The 20,898-nt window shown below is 51.7% G+C and carries 20 protein-coding genes; 11 read left to right on the top strand and 9 right to left on the bottom strand.

The window, feature by feature from the left end; translation table 11 throughout:
* The first annotated feature begins 40 nt into the window (after nucleotides 1–40).
* The 3 genes from ABGI61_RS11810 (at nucleotide 41) to bamJ (ending at nucleotide 2,212) form a co-directional block, all read left to right on the top strand.
* Nucleotides 41–1,171, top strand: coding sequence for an ATP-NAD kinase family protein (locus ABGI61_RS11810; RefSeq protein WP_347601298.1), 1,131 nt, complete (start codon nucleotides 41–43; stop codon nucleotides 1,169–1,171).
* A gap of 1 nt (nucleotide 1,172) precedes the next feature.
* The gene (locus ABGI61_RS11805) at nucleotides 1,173–1,463 is read left to right on the top strand and encodes a YfcL family protein (RefSeq protein ID WP_347601296.1); all 291 of its coding nucleotides are present in this window, start codon (nucleotides 1,173–1,175) and stop codon (nucleotides 1,461–1,463) included.
* 134 nt (nucleotides 1,464–1,597) lie between these two features.
* Complete coding sequence (gene bamJ / locus ABGI61_RS11800; RefSeq protein ID WP_347601294.1) at nucleotides 1,598–2,212, top strand: BamJ family beta-barrel-assembly machinery protein; 615 nt, start codon at nucleotides 1,598–1,600, stop codon at nucleotides 2,210–2,212.
* A 44-nt stretch (nucleotides 2,213–2,256) separates the two neighbouring features.
* Here bamJ and ABGI61_RS11795 read toward each other — a convergent pair whose 3' ends face one another.
* The 3 genes from ABGI61_RS11795 to ABGI61_RS11785 are packed head-to-tail and all read right to left on the bottom strand — an operon-like array spanning nucleotide 2,257 to nucleotide 5,488.
* Nucleotides 2,257–2,934 carry a response regulator transcription factor gene (locus ABGI61_RS11795; protein WP_347601292.1) on the bottom strand — a complete coding sequence of 226 codons (678 nt, stop codon included), beginning with the start codon at nucleotides 2,932–2,934 and terminating at the stop codon, nucleotides 2,257–2,259.
* Nucleotides 2,927–3,991, bottom strand: coding sequence for a sensor histidine kinase (locus ABGI61_RS11790; RefSeq protein WP_347601290.1), 1,065 nt, complete (start codon nucleotides 3,989–3,991; stop codon nucleotides 2,927–2,929). The genes ABGI61_RS11795 and ABGI61_RS11790 overlap by 8 nt, the downstream gene beginning before the upstream one ends.
* 12 nt (nucleotides 3,992–4,003) lie before the next feature.
* Complete coding sequence (locus ABGI61_RS11785) at nucleotides 4,004–5,488, bottom strand: TrkH family potassium uptake protein (protein WP_347601288.1); 1,485 nt, start codon at nucleotides 5,486–5,488, stop codon at nucleotides 4,004–4,006.
* 152 nt (nucleotides 5,489–5,640) lie between these two features.
* On the opposite strand from ABGI61_RS11785, the gene ABGI61_RS11780 reads away from it, so the two are divergent.
* Nucleotides 5,641–6,102 carry a GNAT family N-acetyltransferase gene (locus ABGI61_RS11780; protein ID WP_347601286.1) on the top strand — a complete coding sequence of 154 codons (462 nt, stop codon included), beginning with the start codon at nucleotides 5,641–5,643 and terminating at the stop codon, nucleotides 6,100–6,102.
* 67 nt (nucleotides 6,103–6,169) lie between these two features.
* Here ABGI61_RS11780 and ABGI61_RS11775 read toward each other — a convergent pair whose 3' ends face one another.
* Nucleotides 6,170–6,883: a hypothetical protein gene (locus ABGI61_RS11775; protein WP_347601284.1), complete on the bottom strand. Its 714-nt coding sequence runs from the start codon at nucleotides 6,881–6,883 to the stop codon at nucleotides 6,170–6,172.
* Between the two features lie 184 nt (nucleotides 6,884–7,067).
* Between ABGI61_RS11775 and ABGI61_RS11770 the strand changes: the two genes are divergently transcribed.
* A complete protein-coding gene (locus ABGI61_RS11770; RefSeq protein WP_347601282.1) occupies nucleotides 7,068–8,123 on the top strand; it encodes an alkene reductase in 1,056 nt (351 codons plus the stop codon).
* A 106-nt stretch (nucleotides 8,124–8,229) separates the two neighbouring features.
* On the opposite strand, the gene dsbB is transcribed toward ABGI61_RS11770, so the two are convergent.
* Nucleotides 8,230–8,766: a disulfide bond formation protein DsbB gene (gene dsbB / locus ABGI61_RS11765; RefSeq protein WP_347601280.1), complete on the bottom strand. Its 537-nt coding sequence runs from the start codon at nucleotides 8,764–8,766 to the stop codon at nucleotides 8,230–8,232.
* A 161-nt stretch (nucleotides 8,767–8,927) separates the two neighbouring features.
* Between dsbB and fadR the strand changes: the two genes are divergently transcribed.
* Together fadR and ABGI61_RS11755 are read left to right on the top strand one after the other, a co-directional pair.
* On the top strand, nucleotides 8,928–9,644 hold the full coding sequence (gene fadR, locus ABGI61_RS11760) for a fatty acid metabolism transcriptional regulator FadR (RefSeq protein WP_347601278.1): 717 nt from the start codon (nucleotides 8,928–8,930) through the stop codon (nucleotides 9,642–9,644).
* Nucleotides 9,645–9,769: 125 nt separating this feature from the next.
* A complete protein-coding gene (locus ABGI61_RS11755) occupies nucleotides 9,770–12,004 on the top strand; it encodes an aminotransferase class V-fold PLP-dependent enzyme (RefSeq protein WP_347601276.1) in 2,235 nt (744 codons plus the stop codon).
* Between the two features lie 85 nt (nucleotides 12,005–12,089).
* Here ABGI61_RS11755 and ABGI61_RS11750 read toward each other — a convergent pair whose 3' ends face one another.
* Both ABGI61_RS11750 and ABGI61_RS11745 read right to left on the bottom strand, forming a co-directional pair.
* Nucleotides 12,090–12,782, bottom strand: a complete 693-nt coding sequence (locus ABGI61_RS11750; protein ID WP_347601274.1) for a ChrR family anti-sigma-E factor — start codon at nucleotides 12,780–12,782, stop codon at nucleotides 12,090–12,092.
* On the bottom strand, nucleotides 12,766–13,422 hold the full coding sequence (locus tag ABGI61_RS11745; protein WP_347601272.1) for a sigma-70 family RNA polymerase sigma factor: 657 nt from the start codon (nucleotides 13,420–13,422) through the stop codon (nucleotides 12,766–12,768). Before ABGI61_RS11745 ends, ABGI61_RS11750 begins: the two co-directional genes overlap by 17 nt.
* Nucleotides 13,423–13,604: 182 nt before the next feature.
* Between ABGI61_RS11745 and ABGI61_RS11740 the strand changes: the two genes are divergently transcribed.
* Nucleotides 13,605–14,213, top strand: coding sequence for an FMN-dependent NADH-azoreductase (locus ABGI61_RS11740; RefSeq protein ID WP_347601270.1), 609 nt, complete (start codon nucleotides 13,605–13,607; stop codon nucleotides 14,211–14,213).
* A 194-nt stretch (nucleotides 14,214–14,407) separates the two neighbouring features.
* Complete coding sequence (locus ABGI61_RS11735; protein WP_347601268.1) at nucleotides 14,408–16,879, top strand: S9 family peptidase; 2,472 nt, start codon at nucleotides 14,408–14,410, stop codon at nucleotides 16,877–16,879.
* A 37-nt stretch (nucleotides 16,880–16,916) separates the two neighbouring features.
* Here the strand turns inward: ABGI61_RS11735 and rluA are convergent, their stop codons facing one another.
* A complete protein-coding gene (gene rluA / locus ABGI61_RS11730) occupies nucleotides 16,917–17,600 on the bottom strand; it encodes a bifunctional tRNA pseudouridine(32) synthase/23S rRNA pseudouridine(746) synthase RluA (RefSeq protein ID WP_347601266.1) in 684 nt (227 codons plus the stop codon).
* A 102-nt stretch (nucleotides 17,601–17,702) separates the two neighbouring features.
* On the opposite strand from rluA, the gene ABGI61_RS11725 reads away from it, so the two are divergent.
* Nucleotides 17,703–18,377 carry a pseudouridine synthase gene (locus tag ABGI61_RS11725; RefSeq protein WP_347601264.1) on the top strand — a complete coding sequence of 225 codons (675 nt, stop codon included), beginning with the start codon at nucleotides 17,703–17,705 and terminating at the stop codon, nucleotides 18,375–18,377.
* Here ABGI61_RS11725 and rrtA read toward each other — a convergent pair.
* Nucleotides 18,355–18,936 carry a rhombosortase gene (gene rrtA, locus ABGI61_RS11720; RefSeq protein ID WP_347601262.1) on the bottom strand — a complete coding sequence of 194 codons (582 nt, stop codon included), beginning with the start codon at nucleotides 18,934–18,936 and terminating at the stop codon, nucleotides 18,355–18,357. The two genes, ABGI61_RS11725 and rrtA, sit on opposite strands and share 23 nt — an antisense overlap.
* A 207-nt stretch (nucleotides 18,937–19,143) precedes the next feature.
* On the opposite strand from rrtA, the gene ggt reads away from it, so the two are divergent.
* A complete protein-coding gene (ggt, locus tag ABGI61_RS11715; RefSeq protein WP_347601260.1) occupies nucleotides 19,144–20,892 on the top strand; it encodes a gamma-glutamyltransferase in 1,749 nt (582 codons plus the stop codon).
* Nucleotides 20,893–20,898: the final 6 nt, after the last annotated feature.

Raw genomic sequence — 20,898 nt, 5'->3', positions numbered from 1 at the left:
ACAATAGCCGCCGTTTTTAACTGGCTTAGGGTATTGCAGTATGGCGAATCGGTTTCGGCTGGGGCTTATTATTAACCCGTTGGCGGGACTTGGTGGCAGTGTTGGCTTAAAAGGCTCCGACGGTCAGGCTGATCAGGCACTGGCGCTGGGCGCCACCCCACAGGCGATGAACCGCGCCAGTACAGCACTTAACGAGCTTGCCGCCTTAGCGGACAAGTTCGAAGTGCTGACCGTAGCCGGCGATATGGGCGAGCAGCTTTGTCAGGCGCTTAACCTTAACTATCAGCTGCTGTATAGCCCACCGCAGTGGCCATCGACCGCTGAGGATACTGAAACAGCTGCCAGGCTGATGGCAGAGCAGGGTGTGGATTTGCTGCTGTTTGCCGGTGGCGATGGCACAGCGCGTAATATCTGTGCCGTGGTGGGCGAGAACACCACAGTGCTGGGTATTCCGGCCGGGGTAAAAATTCACTCCGGCGTGTATGCCATCTCGCCCCAAGCCGCCGGTAAACTGGTCGCCAAGCTCATTGCTGGTGAGCTGGTGTCGCTTAGCGAAGCACCGGTAATGGATATCGACGAGCAGGCATTTCGCCAGGGTGTGGTTAAAGCGCGCCGCTACGGTGAAATGCGTATACCGGCGCAGCTACGCTATGTGCAAAGTGTAAAAATGGGCGGGCGCGAGAGTGAAGAGCTGGTGTTGGCCGATTTAGCGGCCTATGTCGTCAGCCTGCTCGAAGACGATGTGCGTTATGTGATGGGCTCTGGCTCTACCGTGGCGGCGGTAATGGCCGAGCTGGGTCTGGATAACACCTTGCTGGGTGTTGATGTGGTGGAAAATGGCCAGCTTATCGCCAAAGATGTCAGCGCCAGCCAGTTACTTGAGTTGGTGCAGGGCTACCCGAGTAAACTGATTATTACCTTAATTGGTGGCCAGGGCCATGTATTTGGCCGCGGTAATCAGCAGTTGTCGCCGGCAGTTATTCGCGCCATTGGCCGCGACAATATTTTACTGATTGCCAGCAAAACCAAGTTGCAGCAATTAGATGGCCGGCCTCTGCTGGCCGATACCGGTGATGCCGAGCTTGACCAGCAACTTACCGGTTTAATGAATGTATTAACCGGCTACAACGACTATGTCATTTACCGTTTAGGCTACGAGGATGAGCTATAACATGACAACACTAACGATGCCTGAGCGCTTTATTGACGCCGTTGCCCAGCTGTTTGACGATCTGGTGCCGGTGGCAACTGATGATGAATTATTTGCCTCAGGCTACCTGCGCGGCCATTTTGATTTGGCGGTAGGCACCTTGCAGGTGGCGGACGAGTCTTTTGCTGCTGCCGATGTAGTAAAGCAGGTAAATGATACGCTTGAGCAAGCTATCACTAATGGTGAGCTAAGCGAGCAGGACCAGCAGCATGTGGCTGCTATCTGGCAGAGAATCCAGCAGCTAGCCGATTAACGCAATATCTTAGCCAGTTAGGCTGTAAGACCAAGCCGCCAATCCTAGCCGGCAAGACATTCGCGCGCTTATGCGCTAGTATAGGCGCACTTTTAACCCAAAGCCGTAAGGCTTTTCCAGCATAAGTGGAACTCATGTCAAAATATACAACGCTTGAACAGCACGCCAGCTATGGTATTGGTTTACAAATGGGCCAGCAACTGGCCGACAACCCGTTTGACGGCTTAGATATCGACGCCGTTGCCGCTGGCGTCATCGCCGCCTTCACTGAACAGGCTCCGGAAGTCAGCGACGAGCAAATTCGTGCGGCTTTTACTGTGATCAGTGAGCGCATGCAGGCAGAGCAAGCTGAAAAGGCCGAATTATTAGCGCAAGCCGGCGAAGCCTTCCTGGCTGAAAACGCCAAGCGCCCTGAAATCACCGTAACCGCTTCAGGTTTACAGTACGAAGTACTGGTTGCCGCAGAAGGCGAAAAACCAACGCACAATTCAACCGTGCGTACGCATTATCACGGTACCCTAATCGACGGTACTGTGTTTGACAGCTCTTATCAGCGTGGTGAGCCGGCCGAATTCCCGGTATCTGGCGTTATCGCCGGCTGGACTGAAGCCCTGCAACTGATGTCACCAGGCAGCAAACTGCGTTTATATATCCCGCACAACCTGGCCTACGGCGAGCGCGGCGCGGGTAATGCGATTGCGCCTTTTAGCGCACTGATTTTCGACGTTGAGCTGTTGGCTATTCTGTAATAGCTGGCTGGTTAAATGCGAAAACCCTGCGCTGCGGGGTTTTTTTATGGCTGTAGTTTCAACCGGTAACCAACACCAGGTTCGGTTTTCAGATACACCGGCGCGGCGGGGGTATCTTCAAGTTTTTGTCGCAGTTGCGCCATATGCACACGGACATATTCCGGCCTGCCGGTATAAGCATCGCCCCAAACCTGGCTTAAAATCTGGTTATGCGTGAGTACCTTATCGGCGTGGCGCAGTAGCAGCAGTAAAATATCATATTCGGTTTTGGTTAGATGTACGTCAGCACCGTCGCGACTGACTTTGCGTTGCACCGGATCTAACCGCACAGTGCCAAAACAAAATACCTGCTGCTGCACGTTTGTCTGACGCAAGTTGGCCCTGATGCGGGCTAACAGCTCTGCTGCGCTAAACGGCTTGGTAACATAATCATTGGCGCCATTATCCAGCGCCTGTACTTTATCTTGCTCACTCTGGCGGGCAGAAATCACAATCACAGGTGTATCACTCCAACTGCGTAATTGCCGCAGCCAGTGTTGACCGTCCATGTCGGTCAAACCCAAATCGAGTAAAACCAGATCGACCGTTTGCTCAGTTAACAGCTGTAGCGCAGCTATGCCATGTGCAAAGCTGTGGGTTTGATATTGTTTGCTGCAAAGTAGTGTGGTGAGAAAGCTTTGCATTGCCGGATCGTCTTCCAGCACCAATATGGTTTCAGCCAAGTGGCGCTCCTTTTGTGCTGCTGTCAGGCCAGCTTAGCCGGGCTGTAAACTGCGCTGATGCGCTATTTATCTCAGTAGTAAATTGGCCGCTATGCAGGTGCATTACCGCCCGGCATATCGCTGTGCCAAGGCCGGTGCCGCTATCGCGCTGCGTCATGCTGCTACCTAGGGCATTGGTCATACTTAACGTAAACAGCTTATCTTGTTGTGAAAACGCTATAGCGACCGGCGCGGCACCGTGTTTTACTGCGTTTTCCAGCATATTGGCTAGTGCGATTTCCAACAAGGTGGCATCGGCAGTGCAGTAAGGGGTAGCAAGCGCTATGCTGAGGTTAAGCTGAGCCAACACGGCAGCGCGCCTGGCGATGGCGGCTGAAATAATATCAGATACTGCAACCGGCTCAATTTTCATTGAGTTTTGCATCTGCTGCACCCGGCTTAACTCCATCACTTTATCGAAATGTTGGCTAAGAAGACTGCTTTGCTGATAAATATTGTTGGCTTGCTCGCGGATCTGCGTTTCATTAAGGCACAAATCTTTATCAGCCAACATGCTGGAAGCGCCCATAATGGTGGCCAGCGGAGTGCGTAAGTCATGTGACAATGATCGCAGCATCATCGCCCGACTGTACTCGAGCTCGGCCTGAAGTTTTGCTTGCCGGGTTTTGTTGTTTAACAGCTGGCGCTGGCGCATATACTTTTTCGCCCGCGCCAGCTCCAAACGCAAGCGGCCGGACAGGCGCGCAATAAAAATGCCCAGCAACAGCATGACAACAAAGGTAATAATATAATCGCCCTGATGCACCAACAGGGTGTAGTAGGGCTTAACAAACAGCAAATTCAGCAGCAATACACTGCAAATGGTGCTAATGATAGCCCAGCGCTGGCCGGCATATTGCGCCACCACGGTAACCCATAGCAGCTGCAACATTGCCACATCGGTGGTGGTTGCCATTGCCCTTGCTGGCAGTAATAGCAGTGCTAACAGCGCAGGCACAGCGACAGACAATAGCAACAGCTGCCAAAGACTAAGGTGTTTGTGATGGCGTAATCTCATTACAGGGTTTGCTCAGTAGCGCCAATACATCGGGGTAAATAACAATAACATAGTTAAAATTTCCAGTCGTCCCAACAGCATACCCAGGGTTAAACTCCATTTCGCGCCATCCGGCAAGCTGGCAAAGTTACCCGCCGGGCCGATAATATCACCCAGCCCAGGGCCAACATTACTCACAGCGGTCGCAGCTCCGGTAAGGGCAGTAACAAAGTCCAGCTCAAACATTGATAACACCAGTGCCAGTGCCGCTATAGTGGCAAAATAAATAAAGGCAAAGGCCAGTACAGCGCCAAGCAGCGCATCATCGACTTTTTTACTGCCGTATTTTTGCGTCCAGATAGCATTGGGGTGAATAAGCAAATTTAACTGTTTTAGCAGTAAATAACCGGCCAGCTGGGTGCGGAATATTTTCAGCCCGCCCGAGGTCGAGCCAGAGCAACCACCGCTAAAGGTTAAGTAAAAAAACAGCACCACCGCCATGCTGCCCCAGACTGAGTAATCTTCAGAGGCATAACCACAAGTGGTAATAACCGACACTACATTAAATAAACTGTGGGTCAGACCATCTAACAAAGGCCTGTCGTGGTGCCACATCTGATACAGGGTTAAAAGTAAGGTGACGGTAGCGACTATGGCCAAAAACGCCTTTACCTGCGGGTCGCGCAGCAGTGCCCATTTATCGCCTTTTGCCATACCGACAAACAACACAAAAGGCAGTGCCGCCAGCATCATCCACAGGCTTGCCAGCCAAAGCAGCCAGGGTTTGTCATTAAAATGGCCAAAAGAGGCATCGTAATTGGCAAAGCCGCCAGTAGCCGCCGATGTCATGGCATGGGTAATGGCATCAAACCACGACATGCCACCGATGGCATAACTGAGTGCCGCTGCCGTGCTAATGGCCAGATACACCAATAAGATATAGGTCGACAAGCTGCTGCTGCGCGGCAAAATCTTTTCTGAGATATCTGAGCTTTCGGTTTTAAATAGCTTCATACCGCCAATTTTTAGCGCCGGTAAGATTGCAATGGCCATGACGATAATACCGATACCACCAATCCACTGCAGAAGCGCGCGCCAAAATAATACCCCTTTGGGCATCGTATCCAGGCCACTTAATACGGTAGAACCGGTAGTGGTAATAGCGGAGACGGTTTCAAACCAGGCATCGGTAATGCTGAGATCCGGTATGCTCAAATAAAGTGGCAAGGCGGCAAACATGCAGATACTCAACCAGCATAGCGTGGTAAGTAAAAATAAATAGCGCTTTTTTAGCTGTACTGCACCACCGGAGCGCATTACTAGATACAGGCCAGTGCTAGCGGTAATAACAGCCGCTAACAAGAAATTCCAGAAAGCCCGTTCGCCATAGCCAAAGCTAACCGCGCTGGTTAACAGCTGCGCCAGGCTAAGGCTGAGTAACAGGTAACCGATAACCCGGTAAAAAAAGTGTTTGGTTTTAGTCTGGCTATCAGCAAACGAATAAGAATAGGTCGACATGGGAACGGCTGTGTTAATTCCGGTGCCGCATAGCCTAACGCCGGCCACTCCAGGCTGCTGTTAAGCTTTTCTAAAGATTACTGCAGGCGATATAAAGATTTTATAAAGATAAGTCTGTTATGCTGCGACGATTTCTTAGCTGAGGCGACATTATGTACCACATTCGTCCCTATCAACCCGGTGAAGAGCCGCTACTGCGGGAGCTGTTTTATCAGACTGTGCATAACGTTAACCAGCGTGATTATGATGAAGCGCAGCTTAATGCCTGGGCCCCGGCGCAGTACGATGAAAACGCCTGGGCCATGCGCATAATGCAAAGCGAGCCTTTTGTCGCGCTGCATAACGACACCATCGTCGGCTTTGCCGATGTGCAAAGTGATGGCTATATCGACTTTTTCTTTTGCCACCAGGCGTATCAGGGCAAAGGTGTGGGTAAAGCCTTAATGCAGCATCTGCTGAAAGCCGGTAAGCGCCAGGGTATAAAGCGCTTTTATGCCAACGTAAGTATTACCGCAAAGCCGTTTTTTCAGCATTATGGTTTTGTGGTAATAAAACAGCAGCAAAAAGAAGTGCGTGGGGTAGTGCTGACCAATTTTTTAATGGAAAAGAAGTAGTAACGGGCACATTGGTTTGTTGAAGTCATGATATTGCAAATAACTCTGACAACACCAGCGTTATGCCTTAGCGCTTAACCAAGCCCTTTAACCACTTCACGCCGGTATACAGCAGTTGCTTTAGGTTTACTGGTATTAACACCATTAGTGCTGTGCCGTTATCAAAGTTAGGGTTTAGCTGGCAGTAAAAAGCTATTTCGGCTTTGTTGCTGGCTTTTAACCGCGCTATGTCGTCTTTGCTGTAATTGGTGGCGCGGCCGACGGTTTTTAGGCAGTTAAGCCCGTGCCAGGTGCTGGGTTCGGCATCGGGTACCAGGGCGTGGTAGCGGGTGATGTCGGCGCTGCTCATGCCGGGGTTGGGGTAAATAAAGGCGACTTTTTTGCCAATTGCCCGGTACATGGCCGGGCTTAGCATGGTGTCGAGGTAATACACCTTATGTTTTGGCTGGCGCAGCCAGGTGCTAACGGCGGCGAAAAACGAAAAACCAAAGGTACTGTTGTTGCCGCGATAACCCGGTGTAAAGGCTGCCGAGGCGCCCATTATGATGCTGTTGCTGGCCACTTTACGAAAGGTCAGTAAACAGTAGCCTTGTAATACGGCGTCCTGATAAAACAGCCTTAATCGGCGTTGGTAATGCTGTGGGTTAGCAAAGTAACGGTTAAAATAGTCACGGCTGTCGACGCCGTTAAAGCTGGCGGCAATTAACGCGATGATCTGCTCTGTCTCTGTGGCCGTAAGCCAATGCTTACTGCTGTCTTTATCTAACTGATAGCGCTGCATAAGGCGATACAAAACAAAAAATTTGAGCGTAATCAGGCCAGCTTTTGCCGTTAAGCGCAATTATTTTTTGCCGGCACTTGCTATTGTACTGATTGGTACATATATAGGTTGCAGCCGCAGCGTTAGCTGCGAACACCACCATGCTGCTGTGCAGTAAAAGTTAATGTTAACCACAGGACTGACTATGCCAACGTTATTCGATCCTATTCAGGTAGGCGATATTCAACTTGCTAACCGTATTATTATGGCGCCACTAACCCGTTGCCGCGCCAGCGAGGGCAGGGTGCCGAACGATTTAATGCGTGAATACTATGTGCAGCGCGCCAGTGCCGGCCTAATTTTAACAGAAGCCACTTCAGTAACGCCGATGGGCGTCGGTTACCCCGATACACCGGGCATTTGGTCAGACGAGCAAGTTGCCGGCTGGCGCAAAATTACTGATGCGGTGCATCAGGCTGGCGGCAAAATTATGCTGCAGCTGTGGCATGTTGGTCGTATTTCAGACCCACATTATTTAAACGGCGAGCTGCCGGTGGCGCCAAGCGCTATTGCGCCAAACGGCCATGTTAGTTTAATGCGGCCGAAAAAGCCTTATGTTACCCCGCGTGCGCTGGAAACTGACGAGATTGCCGGTATTGTTGAGGCGTATCGTAAGGGGGCAGAGAACGCCAAACTGGCCGGTTTTGACGGTGTGGAAATACACGGTGCTAACGGTTATTTGCTTGACCAATTCCTGCAGGACAGCAGCAATAAGCGCACTGATAACTACGGCGGCAGCATTGAAAACCGTGCCCGTTTACTGCTGGAAGTCACCGATGCCGTGATCTCGGTATGGGGTGCCGGCCGGGTAGGCATGCATTTAGCACCACGCGCCGATGCGCACGATGTTGGCGACTCTCAACGTGCTGATACCTTTGGCTATGTTGCCACCGAGCTGGGTAAGCGTGGTATTGCCTTTATTTGTGCCCGCGAAGCACAAGCTGATGACAGCTTGGGGCCACAATTAAAACGCCAGTTTGGCGGTGTTTATATTGTCAATGAACAGTTTAGCCAGCAATCTGCGACTAAAGCACTGGCTGATGGCGTGGCGGATGCGGTGGCGTTTGGTGTGCCTTATATTGCCAACCCGGATTTGGTCGCGCGCTTTAAGCACAATGCGCCGTTAAATGAGGCTAAGCCAGAGCTGTTTTATGGCAATGGCGCAGAGGGCTATACCGATTACCCGTTTTTAAACCAGTAACAAGGGTATAAACCTGAGCTTATACGAAAAACACCGGTTTTTAACCGGTGTTTTTTATGTGAACAGCTTAACTATTCGCTTTAACCGCAGCTTCTAACCACGCCTTTTAACCGCGATAGGGGTTATTACTAATGCGCGCCGCCTGTGCTAATAGCAACACGGCCGCAGTTGCGGTATAGCCCCACAGCGCAAAGGCACTCCAGAATGCCATGCTTTTGCCTAACAACTGCCAGCTGGTATCACCGCAGCTGCCGGTAGGCTCAAACACCGCCGGTAACCATTTATCCAGCGCCAGCCAGCCGGGGAACTCGGCAAACAGGGCGCAGCTAAAAAAGCCGCCTTCGGCCAGTAGTTGCTCAATTTCAAGTAATTCATAGGCCTGCATTATGCCAAATACGCCACTGGCTAATATGCCTGCCAGCGCAACTAACCTGAGCAAGGCTGTTTTTGGTGAGAGCAGGCCAATCATGCCGGCCAGTAAGATACCGGTAAAAGCGGCACGCACATAAATACACTTAATACAGGGCTGCAAATTCAGGCCATATTGAAAGTACAGTGCCATCGCCAGCAAGGCTGAACAGGATAACACCGTCAGGCCCCAGCCCCAGCGCTGCATAGATAACCGTTTGATTTTTTGAAGCATTTTTTATCCTTCTACACGGGATTTTTTTACTGCTGTGGTTAATCTACGGCATTTAGCCTTAATGTACAATCACTGGGCTATTTTGGGGCGGTGGCTTGTTAACTGTTGGCGCTCTGGTACAATCAGTGCAATTTTGTAAACAAGAAGACGGACAGATCCGCATGACTAATCTGATTAAAGCGCAAAGCCCGGCCGGGTTTGCTGAAGAGTACATTGTTGACTCGATCTGGAACGGGAAATTTGCGCCTGGCAGTATTCTGCCGGCAGAGCGCGAGTTATCTGAGCTGATTGGCGTGACCCGTACCACTTTGCGCGAAGTATTACAGCGTTTAGCGCGCGATGGCTGGCTGACTATACAGCACGGCAAGCCAACCAAAGTGAATAACTTTTGGGAGACGTCTGGTTTAAATATTCTGGAAACCCTGGCACGGCTGGATGAAGAGCGCATGCCGGAACTGGTGGACGAGCTGTTATCTGCCCGCACCAACATCAGTGCTATTTATATTCGTGGCGCCATTAAAAACCACGCGGCACAGGTAGTGGACATTTTTGCCGGTGCTGAAGCACTGGACGATACCGCCGAAGCCTTTGCTGAGTTTGACTATAACCTGAACCATGAGCTGGCACTGCATTCGTCTAACCGCATCTATGTGCTGATTTTAAATGGCTTCCGTGGCCTGTATAACAAAATTGCCCGCTTTTATTTTTCACACCCCAAAGCACGCGAACTGGCACGTAAGTACTATCATCAGATAAAGCTATACGCTGAAAACGGTAAATTTGATGAAGTGGTGTTTGCCGTGCGTAAATACGGTAAAGAAAGTGGTTTGGTCTGGTCGGAATTACGGCCGCAGATCCCCAAAGATCTGGTTGAATAACACCAACACAAACCGCCTTCGGGCGGTTTGTTTTTTTCTGCGTCAGTGGGTGCTTGAGGCAGAATTCGTTAGCCGTTATCATTAGCCGGAATAATATATAATTTTTGGTTATAACTGGGTGAGCCATGCTAAGCGCGAAACAGGAAATTTATCTGGATAACAACGCCACCACGCCGGTGTTACCGCAGGCAGCACAGGCGGCAATGCATGTGATGCAATATGGCTTTGGTAACCCCAGTAGCAGCCACGCTGCAGGTATTAAAGCCAAAGCGGAGCTGGAAAGCACCCGTGCATTAGCCCGTCAGCTGATTGGTGCCAGCAGTGGCGATATTTTATTTACCTCAGGTGCCACTGAGGGCATTCAGGCTGCAGTAGTATCGGCGTTATTAGCGGCCCGTGAGCGTGGCCTGACCGGGCCTAACACCTTGCTGCTTTACGGCGCGACCGAGCATAAAGCGGTGCCGGAGAGTTTAAAGCACTGGAACAAGGTATTGGGCCTGCATGCCAGTGTGATGGCAATCCCGGTTAACCGAGATGGCCTGTTAGACGAGGCCTTTATGCGCCAGCATTTACCGGCCGCCGCCATAATTTGCACCATGGCCGCTAATAATGAAACCGGGGTAAAACAAGATTTAGCCGCACTGGAGCAGCTTATCCGGACGGTCAACCCAGGCGTGTACTGGCTGGTAGATTGTGTACAGGCGCTGGGTAAAATGGCGCTGAATATCGCGCAAACCAGTATCGACTATGCACCTTTTAGCGGGCATAAACTCTATGCGCCCAAAGGCATCGGCTTTTTATATGTGCGCAAAGGCGCGCCTTATCAGCCATTTATTGCCGGTGGCGGCCAGGAAAGTGGCTTACGCTCGGGCACCGAGAACCTGCCGGGCATTGCTGCGCTGCATGCGGTGTTTGCAGAGCTGGCCAAAAATAGCGGCTCTGCCTTTGTCGCCGAACCGGTGCTGTGGCAGTACCGGGCACAGCTAATTAAGGCGTTAAAGCAGGTATTTCCAGCGCTGGAGCTAAACAGTGATGCACCTTATGTTGTGCCTACCACCATTAATTTTTCCGTACCGGGTTTTTACAGCAAAGATATTATGGATTTGTTTGATGCTGCCGGTATCCGTGTTAGCTCAGGCTCGGCCTGTAGCTCTAAAATACCCAGCAGCTTTGTGCTCGATGCCATGGGGCTGGAAAGCTGGCGCTCGCAGGGGGCTATCCGTCTATCATTTGGCCCGGCCATGACCCAGGCGGAGTGTGATCGCGCCTGCGCTGCGATTGCAAATCTTAGCAAAGTGGTGTGCCAACACTGCCTGGTGTTAACCGATGCCACCCCAACGCTGGAGCTGCACGCACACGGCTTGGTGCAATTAAAACATGACGCTTTATGCAGTTATTTACTGATTTGCCCGGACACACGCCGCGCCGTGGTGATAGAACCTGTACTACCGCTAGCGCTGCGTATTGCCAATATTATTCAGGGGCAGGGGCTTAGCGTTGTAGCGATTTTGGATACGCATGTACACCGTGACCATCAGTCTGCCCGTCAGGAGCTACTGACCTTATTGGGCGAGCCTTGCTCTGCTGTCGCTTGTGACGTTTTGGGCTGGCCACAGGGCTGCAGCACACTGGAATTTGGCCGGTTTAGCTTAAGCCGCCTGCCAACGCCGGGCCATACACCTGAAGCTGTAAGCCTATTGCTGACGTTGAATAAGCAACTAGCAGCAGTGTTTTGCGGTGATGTTATGCTGCCAGGCGGCGTAGGCCGTACCGATTTACCCGGTGGCGACATCAGTGCGCTGGCCGATAGCATCAGGTTATTAGCCGCTAAAGTGGCGCCTGACACCTTGCTGCTATCAAGCCATGACTATGCGCAGCGCTTTTTTACCTGTTTTAACCTGGCCATTGCTGAGCAGCCGTTGCTGCAGGAACTGTTAGACAACAGCGGCGGTGACTGGCAACAACAATTGCAGCAACAGGCGCTGAGTTTACAACAGCAAAGTCAGCATCTGTGTGGTTTGGTTGAAGTCAGCTTCTCTGACGCGACTGATGTCATTGCCTCAGAGCAGTTAAATGTGTTTATGCAGCAGCAACCTGAGTTGGTGTTGGTTGATGTGCGTGAGCCGCATGAGCAAAGCGCTGGCGCGCTGGCCGGCTATTTAACCCAAGCTTACCCGGTACTGGAAATTCCGCTGTCTAAACTGGCTGATGCTTTAATAAAAGGCCAGCTTAAGCCGCAGCAGCCGCTGTTATTGGTGTGCCGCTCGGGGAATCGCAGCCTGGTAGCGTGCAAAGTGTTGGGGAGGTTTGGCTTTAATAAAGTGTATAACCTCAAAGGTGGCATGGCGCTGTTGCAATAATTAGCTGAAATAAGCGCAAAAAAAGCGCCGCAGCGTGTTATCGCATGCGGCGTCAGGTACTTCCTGCCAGCTTAGAGAGAAAAGGTTAGTAGAAAAACTGCTGCAGCGGGTTTAATAACCGCGTTAAGCCCTTTTTAAACTGCAGTGGCGCGCTTAATACCGATAAACACAGGCAATCTTCGTTCGCCAGCGTGCGCGGTGTATGCGTATCGTCCGGAGAGTTTATCAGTAAGTCACCTGCACAATACTCGCCGTTTTCATCGGCAATTTTGCCTGATAACACCAGCGTCATTTCCAGGCCCAAGTGGGTGTGCTGCGGTACTTCAGTATCTTTGTCGATATACAACAGCGAAACATGATGCTCACCACCGGCCGGCAACTTGGCCGTGGCAATACCGCCCAGCGTTAACCATTTACCATGGTTGCTCGCCAGTCGCTGCAGCGCACGTGGCACTAAAAACTCGCGCTGATTGACCAAAATAGGCTCATAAGCGGCGCGTTGTGCGTTGCTTTGCTCTTGCTGTAACTCCGCTTTGGCCAGTGCAGGCTGCGCCATAATGTCGGCTAGCATCTGGCTCCAATCGTCAGGGTCTTTTTTTACGCTTTGCTGTGCCAGCTGGCCAGCTAAATCGGTAGTGATATCCTGGCTTAACCGCTGACAGTGGGGGCACAAATCAATATGCGCGGCAACCGCCAGTGCCACGTCGGCACTTAAGGTACCTTCGGCGTATTGTTCCAGCAACGCCATGCCGGGATGAAACTTAATTGCGTGCGCCATCTAATGCCTCTCTTAATCTGTCCAGCGCTAAGCGGATCCGGGACTTTACCGTACCAAGCGGAATACCTAGCTCGTCTGATACTTCCTGATGTGACTTTTCCTGTAAATACACTTTTTCCATCACCTCCCGCTGGGCAGGCGGTAATTGCGCAAAGTGCGGCGCTAATTTTTCACTGAGTAACTGGTTATCCCACTGTGCCGCGTCATCATCGGCCTGTGGCTCCGGATACTCGCCGTTTAACCATAAATCGTCTGCACTGATATCATCTTTGCGACTTTGCTTTTTGCGTAACATGTCAAAACGTACATTACGCGCTATGGTAAAGATCCAGGTAGACGCACAGCCGCGGGAAGCATCGAACAGGGCGGCTTTTTTCCACACATTGAGCATGGTGTCTTGCACCATCTCCAGTGCTTGTTGTTCGTTGCCAAACATTTTCATCCCAAAGGCTTTCAGCCTGGGCGCGAAGTAACTGAACAATTCGGCGTAAGCCGCTTTATCGCGCTGCAACGCAACAAAAGTAAGTGCATCTTCCCACTGGCTAGCGGTGGCGTTTTCTTGCCCTGACATAGGATCGTTAGTGTCCGTAATGGCTTGAGGGACCCTATCATGCCTTGGTACGCTGACTGACTTCAACATCTTTGCTGTTCCCGGTTAGGTCGCTTACCGACGTTTTGATTGCTCTGTGCCTTTTACGCCCGGCTGATGCCGCTGGTTTGTTTTTTTTGTTTTTAAAAAATAGAAAGGTATGTGCGTTTTATTCTGCTTTTCGTCCTATTTAGTTGTTGTATTATGCCGCTATACCTAACCGGAGACGCACTATGAAACAAATCTTACTGATCAACAGCTCTATTAACGGTGATAAAGGCCAATCAGTTCAGTTGGCGCAGCAATTTTTAGCGCAGCTGCCAGAGGGTAGCTTTAAGCTCGACACGCTGGATTTAAACACGGATCCGGTGGGTCATTTGGAGATGGCGGAAATTGCTGCCTGGATGACGCCAACTGAGCAGCGCAGCAGTGAACAGCAGCAGCTGGCGGCGATTTCTGACAGCTTAATCGAACGCATTAAAGCAGCTGATGTGATTTTACTGGGGGCGCCGATGTATAACTTTGGCGTGCCATCACAATTAAAAGCCCTGCTGGACCGGGTGGCTCGCGCTGGCGTTACCTTTAAATACACTGAACAAGGCCCGGTGGGCTTGCTGGAAGATAAGCCAGTGGTGGTATTTGCTACCCGCGGTGGTGTTTATCAGGGCACGGCGCTGGATAGCCAAACGCCTTTTTTACACACGTTTTTAAACTTTGTCGGCTTAAAAGATGTGCATTTTATCTACGCTGAGGGCCTGAATATGGGCGCGGACGCACAAGAAGCGGCGCTGAGCGCAGCCAGGGCGCGTTTAGCTGAACTTAGCGCTAAAATCGCCGCCTAGCGTTAACAGTTACTTCTCCACAGCTGTTCGAATATCTGATATTCACGCTGTTTTCTGCCGGCCCGGTTTGGGCCGGTTTTTTTTCGCTTAATCTTATCATGTCCGCGTTCAGCCGCATTCGCCGCTATGGCGGTTGCACAAAGCGGGCGCTCTTTGTATAACAGGGCGTCTTTTATCATGATAAGAACAGGTTTATGACACAACATCACTCTACTTTACTGGCGCTTACGCTGTGCAGCGCGCTATTAAGCAGCCCGCTGGCGGCGAAAAAAGCCGAACCCTTAAGCTATCAGACAACACCGGTGAGTGTACCGGCAATACATACCGCTGACACCAGCCTGGTGCTTACGATGGAGCAAATTATGGCCGATCCGGATTGGATAGGTCGTCAGCCCGAAGCCGCCTACTGGAGCGCAGATAGCAGCCAGGTGTTCTATCAGCAAAAGCGTGAGGGCAGTGAGCTACGAGACTGGTATGCCCGGCCACTGAATGCACAGGGTAATGGCGATCTGGTGCCGTTAGCACAGCTGCATACGCTAGGCAGTGATGATGCTATTTATAACCGCGATCGCAGCCTGCAAGCCTGGCTGTTTGAAGGTGATGTGTTTGTGCGTTTGCTACCAAATGGCGCCATAACCCAGTTAACCCGTGATAATGCAGCACAAAGTGACCTGCAGTTTCTGCTCGATGGCCGTCTGGCGTACCGCGAAGGCTGGAGTTATTACGCCCATGATCTACTGAGCGGCCAGCGCACTGAGCTGGTCAGCCTGAAAACCGAAGATAGCCCGAAAGCGCCCGCTGCCCCTGCTGGTTATCTGGCGCAGGAGCAACATAAGCTGATTGCCTTTATCGCCAAGGAGCAGCAGGCTGCTGAGCAGCGCTATCAGGCGAAACAGCAATTAAAACAACAGAATAACAGCATAGCACCGGGCGCTTTTTACCTGGGTAAAGGCATGCAGGTTGTAGGCGCCAGTTTGTCGCCCAAGGCCGATTACCTGCTGGTGTCGGTACGTAAAGCCAGCAAGCGTAATGACAACGACATTATGCCAAACTACATTACCGCCAATGGCGACATTGCTGCAGAGCCGGTGCGGGGCCGCGTTAATGACGTGGTGCCAGCGCCACAGCGTTTGCTGCTGTTAAACCTGCAGGACGGCAGCAGCAGTGAGCTAAGCTACAGCAGCCTGCCAGGTTATAACGAAGATGTATTGGCCGAGGTAAAAGCGGAAAATGCTAAAGCCCGAGGCGAAAAATACAAAAGCGAAAAGGTGATCCGCGATATTGGCTTAATGACCGACTGGTACTGGAGCCAGAGCGCGATGCGCTGGCACAGCAATGGCCAGCAGGTAGCGCTGATGCTAAAAGCGCTGGATAACAAAGACCGCTGGATAGCGACGCTGGATTTTGCCAGTAAAAAGCTGGTGCCACAGCATCGTCTGCACGACAACGCCTGGGTTAACTATGCCTTTAATGATTTTGGCTGGTTAAATAACAGTGAAACGCTGTATTACTTATCAGAAGAAACCGGTTACGCCCATCTGTATGTTAAACCGCTAAAAGGCAAAGCGAAAAAGCTGACCAGCGGCACTTTTGAAGTGGCAAACCCGGTGTTGACACAAGATGATAGCTACATTTATTTTCAGGCTAACCAAAGCCACCCCGGCAATTACGAAATTTACCGTGTGGCACTTGCCAGCGCTGAAGTAGAGCAGCTGACGAAACTGGGCGGTAGCACCAGCTTTACCTTATCGCCGGATGAGCAAAAGCTGCTGCTGAATTTCTCCACCAACCTGTTACCTAATGAGCTATATGTTGCCGAAGCTAAACCCGGTGCAGCCGTTACGCGGCTGACGCATACGGTGTCAGCACAGTTTAAACAAATGCCGTTTAAAGCACCGCAAATTGTGGCTGTGCCCTCCAGCCACGGTGAGCAGCCGGTGTTTGCCAAGGTGTATTACCCGGATAATTATCAACAGGGCGAAAAACGCCGGGCGGTCATTTTTAACCACGGTGCGGGCTATCTGCAAAACAGCGATCTGGGTTGGTCGGGGTATTTCCGTGAGTTTTTCTTTCATAACCTGTTAACTCAGCAAGGTTACGTGGTAATGGATATGGATTACCGGGCATCAAAAGGTTATGGCCGCGACTGGCGTACTGCCATTTACCGCCGTATGGGCACACCGGAAATTGAAGATCTCGCCGACGGCGTTAACTGGCTGGTAGAAAATGCCAATGTCGATCGTAACCGTATTGGTACTTACGGTGGCTCTTACGGTGGTTTTATGACCTTTATGGCGCTGTTTACCCAGCCCGATTTATTCCAGGCCGGTGCGGCACTGCGTCCGGTGAGTGACTGGGCCTACTACAACCACCCGTATACTTCAAATATTTTAAATACACCGGCGATAGATCCAATCGCTTATCAGCGCAGCTCGCCAATTTACTTTACCCAGGGCCTGAAAAAGCCGCTGCTGATTAACGCGCCTATGGTAGACGATAACGTGTTCTTTCAGGATGTGGTGCGTTTGGTGCAGCGCTTAATTGAGCAGGAAAATATCAATTTTGAAACGGCAATTTATCCGGTAGAGCCGCATGGTTTCCGCCAGCCCAGCAGCTGGCTTGATGAGTACCGCCGGATCTATAAATTGTTTGAGCAGAACCTGTAACAGATAAAAACGCCTCAGCTGAGGCGTTTTTTTATGCCTAGGTTAACTGGCCGGTGGCGGTGACAAAATCGGTATCGGCAGTAAAGGTTAGCGGTGTGCCATGAAAAGGCTGTAACACCTGCAGTGTAGCGGCATGCAGCATCAGTCTGGGTGCGGCGTTTAGCGCCTCAGAATGGGCATAAAAGGCATCGCCTAAAATGGGGTGGCCCAAATGCAGCATATGCATACGCAGCTGATGCGAGCGGCCGGTAACGGGCTTAAGCTCGACCAGGGCGCGGTCTGCAAGTTGTTGCAGTACCCGGTAGTGGGTAGTGGCCGGTTTTCCTTTTTCAAAACAGACTTTTTGCTTTGGCGGGTTAGCGCTGTCGGCCATGAGCGGCAGCTCAATAACGCCTTCTGTCGGTGTCACTGCTCCCCACACCAGCGCCAGATAGCGTTTTTTCACGACACGGTCGGCAAATTGCTGTTTTAACGCTGTTTCGGCTTTTCGGCGAAGTGCCATCACCACCACGCCAGAGGTAGCCAGATCCAGCCGGTGTACCAACTGCGCCAGCGGGAATTGCTGCTGTACCCGGCTTAACAGGCTGTCGGCTAAATGCGCGCCGCGACCGGGGTTGGTCAGTAAACCGCTGGGTTTATTCAGCACAATAAGATCTTTGTCCTGATACAGAATATCGAGCCAGGGCTCGGTTGGCGGATGATAGTTAAACTCAGAGGTCATACAGGGGCCCGGCGTGAAAATGCGTTTAGCTTAGCCGAATTTATGCCGCGGACGAAGCGCTTTTACGGCATAATAACGGCCGATTTAACAGCGGAGTGCAGCATGACAGCAAACCTGAACGATCTGGCGGTATTACCGGCGACCACTGAGCCATACCAGGTGGTGTATGCCGATGATGTATTGTTGGTAGTGAATAAACCGGCCAGGTTGTTAACCGTACCGGGGCGCCACCCGCAAAATCAGGACTGTCTGATAACCCGGGTACAGCGTGAATTTCCGGGTGCTCAGGTAGTGCACCGGCTGGATTATGACACCTCAGGTTTGGTCGTGTTACCGCTGACCAAAAGGGTGTTATCCGATATCAGCAAGCAGTTTCAGGCGCGCACCGTACACAAACACTATATCGCGCTGGTCGATGGACAGTTGTCGCCAGCCGCAGGGGAAATTGATTTGCCGCTGGCGGCAGATCAAGATAACCGGCCTTTGTATAAAGTGTGCCGGCAAACGGGCAAGCCGGCGCTGACGCGTTATAAGGTGTTGCAGTATGACAGTGCGACAAAGCAAAGCCGGGTACAGTTAGAGCCGGTGACAGGGCGCTCACATCAGCTAAGGTTACATATGCAGGCGCTGGGCCACGCTATAGTAGGCGATAGCTTATACGCTACGGCCGATATTGCTGGCAACAGCCCGCGTTTATTGCTGCATGCTGCCAATATCCGCTTTGTGCATCCGTTAACGGGCGCTATGCTGAATTTTAGCGTTGAGCCTGATTTTTGATATAAAGCAGAAGTGCCAGTAACACGCCGGTTATGACGCCGTATAAGTGCGCATCTATTGCTACATCGGCGCCAATCAGACTGGCAATTTCGGCATCCGGGCCTTGCCACTGCTCATAAGCCACTTTGGCGATAAGGCCCGTCAGCAGCAGATAGCCGCTGCGCTCGGCCTGTTGCACATCTTTTATTGCACCCAGCGTTAACATGGCATGCAGCACGCCGGATAAACCGACATAACTGTAAATGTTGGTGGAAAACAGATACAGCAGGACGCTGATCGCCAGTGAAAACGCAAACCATTGTAGAAGTAACTGGCGTGCTGAGAAGTAGCGGCCATGCAGTAAGAAGGCAAGCAGTAAGCCAGCCAGATTGAGCAGTAAATGCCAATGATTAGCATGCAGCAGGTGGCCGCTTAGCGCGCGCCATAACTGGCCCTGCTCAAGCGCGCTGCGCTGATATTGCAATGTAAGTTGCCAATGCTCTGGTACCAGCGCCAGCACTATCATACTCAGCGCTAGCGCAGCATAAATTGTAGTGTTAAGCGCCAGAGTAAACCGCACTGCAATATCCAAATAAATCAAAATTGCCGCTATACAAAGCCATCTTTAACTCAAGGTCAAGCATAATTAGTGCTGTAGTAGCGGTGTTAAAAACAAGACTGGTCGGCAGAAGGTGACTAGCCGGCGGTTAGCTGCAGCGGCAAATATTGAATTTGCCGGTTTAACTCGGTAGGGTGTAGCTATCTGCTGTTGTCGGAACAAAATCGCATGTCTGTGGTATCTTTAGGTCGTTGGTCAGTCGCTGCTGTGATCAGTAGTCTGTTGGTTTTTCCGCTGCTTGCACAGCAGGAAACCCGTGAGCCGGAAGCGGCTACCGGCAGGTATCAGCAGCAACTGGTTAGTGCAAAACACTATATGGTGTCGGCGGCACACCCGATGGCCACCGAAGCAGGGCGCGCAGTATTGGCTAAAGGCGGTAGTGCGGTAGACGCAGCCATTGCTGTGCAACTGATGTTAGGCCTGGTCGAGCCGCAAAGCTCGGGTATTGGCGGTGGGGCTTTTATGCTGCACTGGCAGGCCAAACAGCAAAAACTCAGTAGTTTTGATGGCCGTGAAACCGCGCCTAAAGCGGCGACGCCAGCGTTATTTCAGCCTGACGGTGTGACGATGTCCTGGCGCGATGCTTATGTTGGCGGTAAGTCGGTGGGCGTGCCAGGCGTAATTGCTATGCTGTACGACGCCCATCAGCAGCACGGTAAGTTACCCTGGGCGGACTTATTCACCGATACCATTACCGCGGCAGAGCAGGGCTTTACCGTGTCCAGCCGCACCGCGCGCCAATTGGCGATGGGCTGGAATAAAGGTATTTCTGAGTTTTATGACAGCAAAGCGTATTTTTTTCCACAGGGTAAGCCGGTAGCAGAGGGCAGCCTGTTGAAAAACCCGGCTTACGCCGCCACCCTTAAAGCCATTGCCGCCAAGGGCCCGGCAGCGTTTTATAAGGGCGAGTTGGCAAAAGCCATTAGCGAACGGGTACAAACGGCGCCGGTAAACCCGGGCAAACTCAGTGTAGATGATTTAGCCCGTTACAAGGCGATAGAACGTCAGCCTTTATGTATACCTTACCGGCTGTATAAAGTGTGTGGTATGGCGCCGCCCAGCTCTGGTGGGGTAGCGGTGCTGCAAATACTTGGCATTCTGGCCCAGTTTGACTTAAGCGAAGTGGCGCCAGACAGCGTGCAGGCCACGCACTTGCTGGCGCAGGCTGCCAAACTGGCGTTTGCCGATCGCGAGCGTTATCTGGCTGATCCGGATTTTGTACCGGTACCGGTTGAGGGCATGCTGGCCAGTGACTATTTAGCCAGCCGTGCTGCGCTTATTAATGCCAGTAAAGACAGTGCAACTGCAGAGGCTGGCTTGCCAGCAGGCGCACCGCCACTACAAAGTGCTATTTCGCCAGAGTTTAGCAACACCAGCCATTTTTCTATTGTCGATAGCGACGGCAATGCGGTGAGTATGACCACCAGCATTGAGAATGTATTTGGCTCTGGCCTGATGGTCGGCGGCTTTATTTTAAATAACCAACTGACCGACTTTAGCTTAAGCCCGGCGCACAATGGCCACCTGGTGGCTAACCGGGTTGAAGGCGGTAAAAGGCCGCGCTCATCGATGGCGCCGATGATGGTGTTTGACAAAGACGGCAAACTGCTGCTGGTTATAGGTTCACCCGGCGGTAGCCGTATTATTAATTATGTGGCGCAAAGTATTGTCGCTGTGCTGGATTGGCAGTTAGACGTGCAACAAGCACTAAACTTGCCGCGGCTAACCCACCGCAACGATTATCTTGCGTTGGAAAAAGGCACTGCGCTGGCAAAGCAGCAGGCTATTCTGGAAGATATGGGCTACAAAGTGCAGTTGCAGGATTTGAATAGCGGCCTGCATGCCATTATGCTAACGCCCGCTGGTTTGCAAGGCGGCGCCGATCCGCGCCGTGAAGGCAGCGTCGCCGGCCAATAACAGGAC

The organism is Rheinheimera fenheensis (genome assembly GCF_039871805.1).
Classification (GTDB): domain Bacteria; phylum Pseudomonadota; class Gammaproteobacteria; order Enterobacterales; family Alteromonadaceae; genus Alishewanella; species Alishewanella fenheensis.
The sequence above is the reverse complement of the archived record's forward strand: the minus strand, read 5'-3'. Positions and strand labels throughout refer to the sequence as shown.

What these genes read in the sequence shown, in the direction of transcription:
- ABGI61_RS11810 (WP_347601298.1), top strand. Translation starts at nt 41, where the DNA reads ATGGCGAATCGGTTTCGGCTGGGGCTTATTATTAACCCGTTGGCGGGA.
- ABGI61_RS11805 (WP_347601296.1), top strand. Translation starts at nt 1,173, where the DNA reads ATGACAACACTAACGATGCCTGAGCGCTTTATTGACGCCGTTGCCCAG.
- bamJ (WP_347601294.1), top strand. Translation starts at nt 1,598, where the DNA reads ATGTCAAAATATACAACGCTTGAACAGCACGCCAGCTATGGTATTGGT.
- ABGI61_RS11790 (WP_347601290.1), bottom strand. Translation starts at nt 3,991, where the DNA reads ATGAGATTACGCCATCACAAACACCTTAGTCTTTGGCAGCTGTTGCTA.
- ABGI61_RS11785 (WP_347601288.1), bottom strand. Translation starts at nt 5,488, where the DNA reads ATGTCGACCTATTCTTATTCGTTTGCTGATAGCCAGACTAAAACCAAA.
- ABGI61_RS11780 (WP_347601286.1), top strand. Translation starts at nt 5,641, where the DNA reads ATGTACCACATTCGTCCCTATCAACCCGGTGAAGAGCCGCTACTGCGG.
- ABGI61_RS11775 (WP_347601284.1), bottom strand. Translation starts at nt 6,883, where the DNA reads ATGCAGCGCTATCAGTTAGATAAAGACAGCAGTAAGCATTGGCTTACG.
- ABGI61_RS11770 (WP_347601282.1), top strand. Translation starts at nt 7,068, where the DNA reads ATGCCAACGTTATTCGATCCTATTCAGGTAGGCGATATTCAACTTGCT.
- dsbB (WP_347601280.1), bottom strand. Translation starts at nt 8,766, where the DNA reads ATGCTTCAAAAAATCAAACGGTTATCTATGCAGCGCTGGGGCTGGGGC.
- fadR (WP_347601278.1), top strand. Translation starts at nt 8,928, where the DNA reads ATGACTAATCTGATTAAAGCGCAAAGCCCGGCCGGGTTTGCTGAAGAG.
- ABGI61_RS11755 (WP_347601276.1), top strand. Translation starts at nt 9,770, where the DNA reads ATGCTAAGCGCGAAACAGGAAATTTATCTGGATAACAACGCCACCACG.
- ABGI61_RS11750 (WP_347601274.1), bottom strand. Translation starts at nt 12,782, where the DNA reads ATGGCGCACGCAATTAAGTTTCATCCCGGCATGGCGTTGCTGGAACAA.
- ABGI61_RS11745 (WP_347601272.1), bottom strand. Translation starts at nt 13,422, where the DNA reads ATGTTGAAGTCAGTCAGCGTACCAAGGCATGATAGGGTCCCTCAAGCC.
- ABGI61_RS11740 (WP_347601270.1), top strand. Translation starts at nt 13,605, where the DNA reads ATGAAACAAATCTTACTGATCAACAGCTCTATTAACGGTGATAAAGGC.
- ABGI61_RS11735 (WP_347601268.1), top strand. Translation starts at nt 14,408, where the DNA reads ATGACACAACATCACTCTACTTTACTGGCGCTTACGCTGTGCAGCGCG.
- rluA (WP_347601266.1), bottom strand. Translation starts at nt 17,600, where the DNA reads ATGACCTCTGAGTTTAACTATCATCCGCCAACCGAGCCCTGGCTCGAT.
- ABGI61_RS11725 (WP_347601264.1), top strand. Translation starts at nt 17,703, where the DNA reads ATGACAGCAAACCTGAACGATCTGGCGGTATTACCGGCGACCACTGAG.
- ggt (WP_347601260.1), top strand. Translation starts at nt 19,144, where the DNA reads ATGTCTGTGGTATCTTTAGGTCGTTGGTCAGTCGCTGCTGTGATCAGT.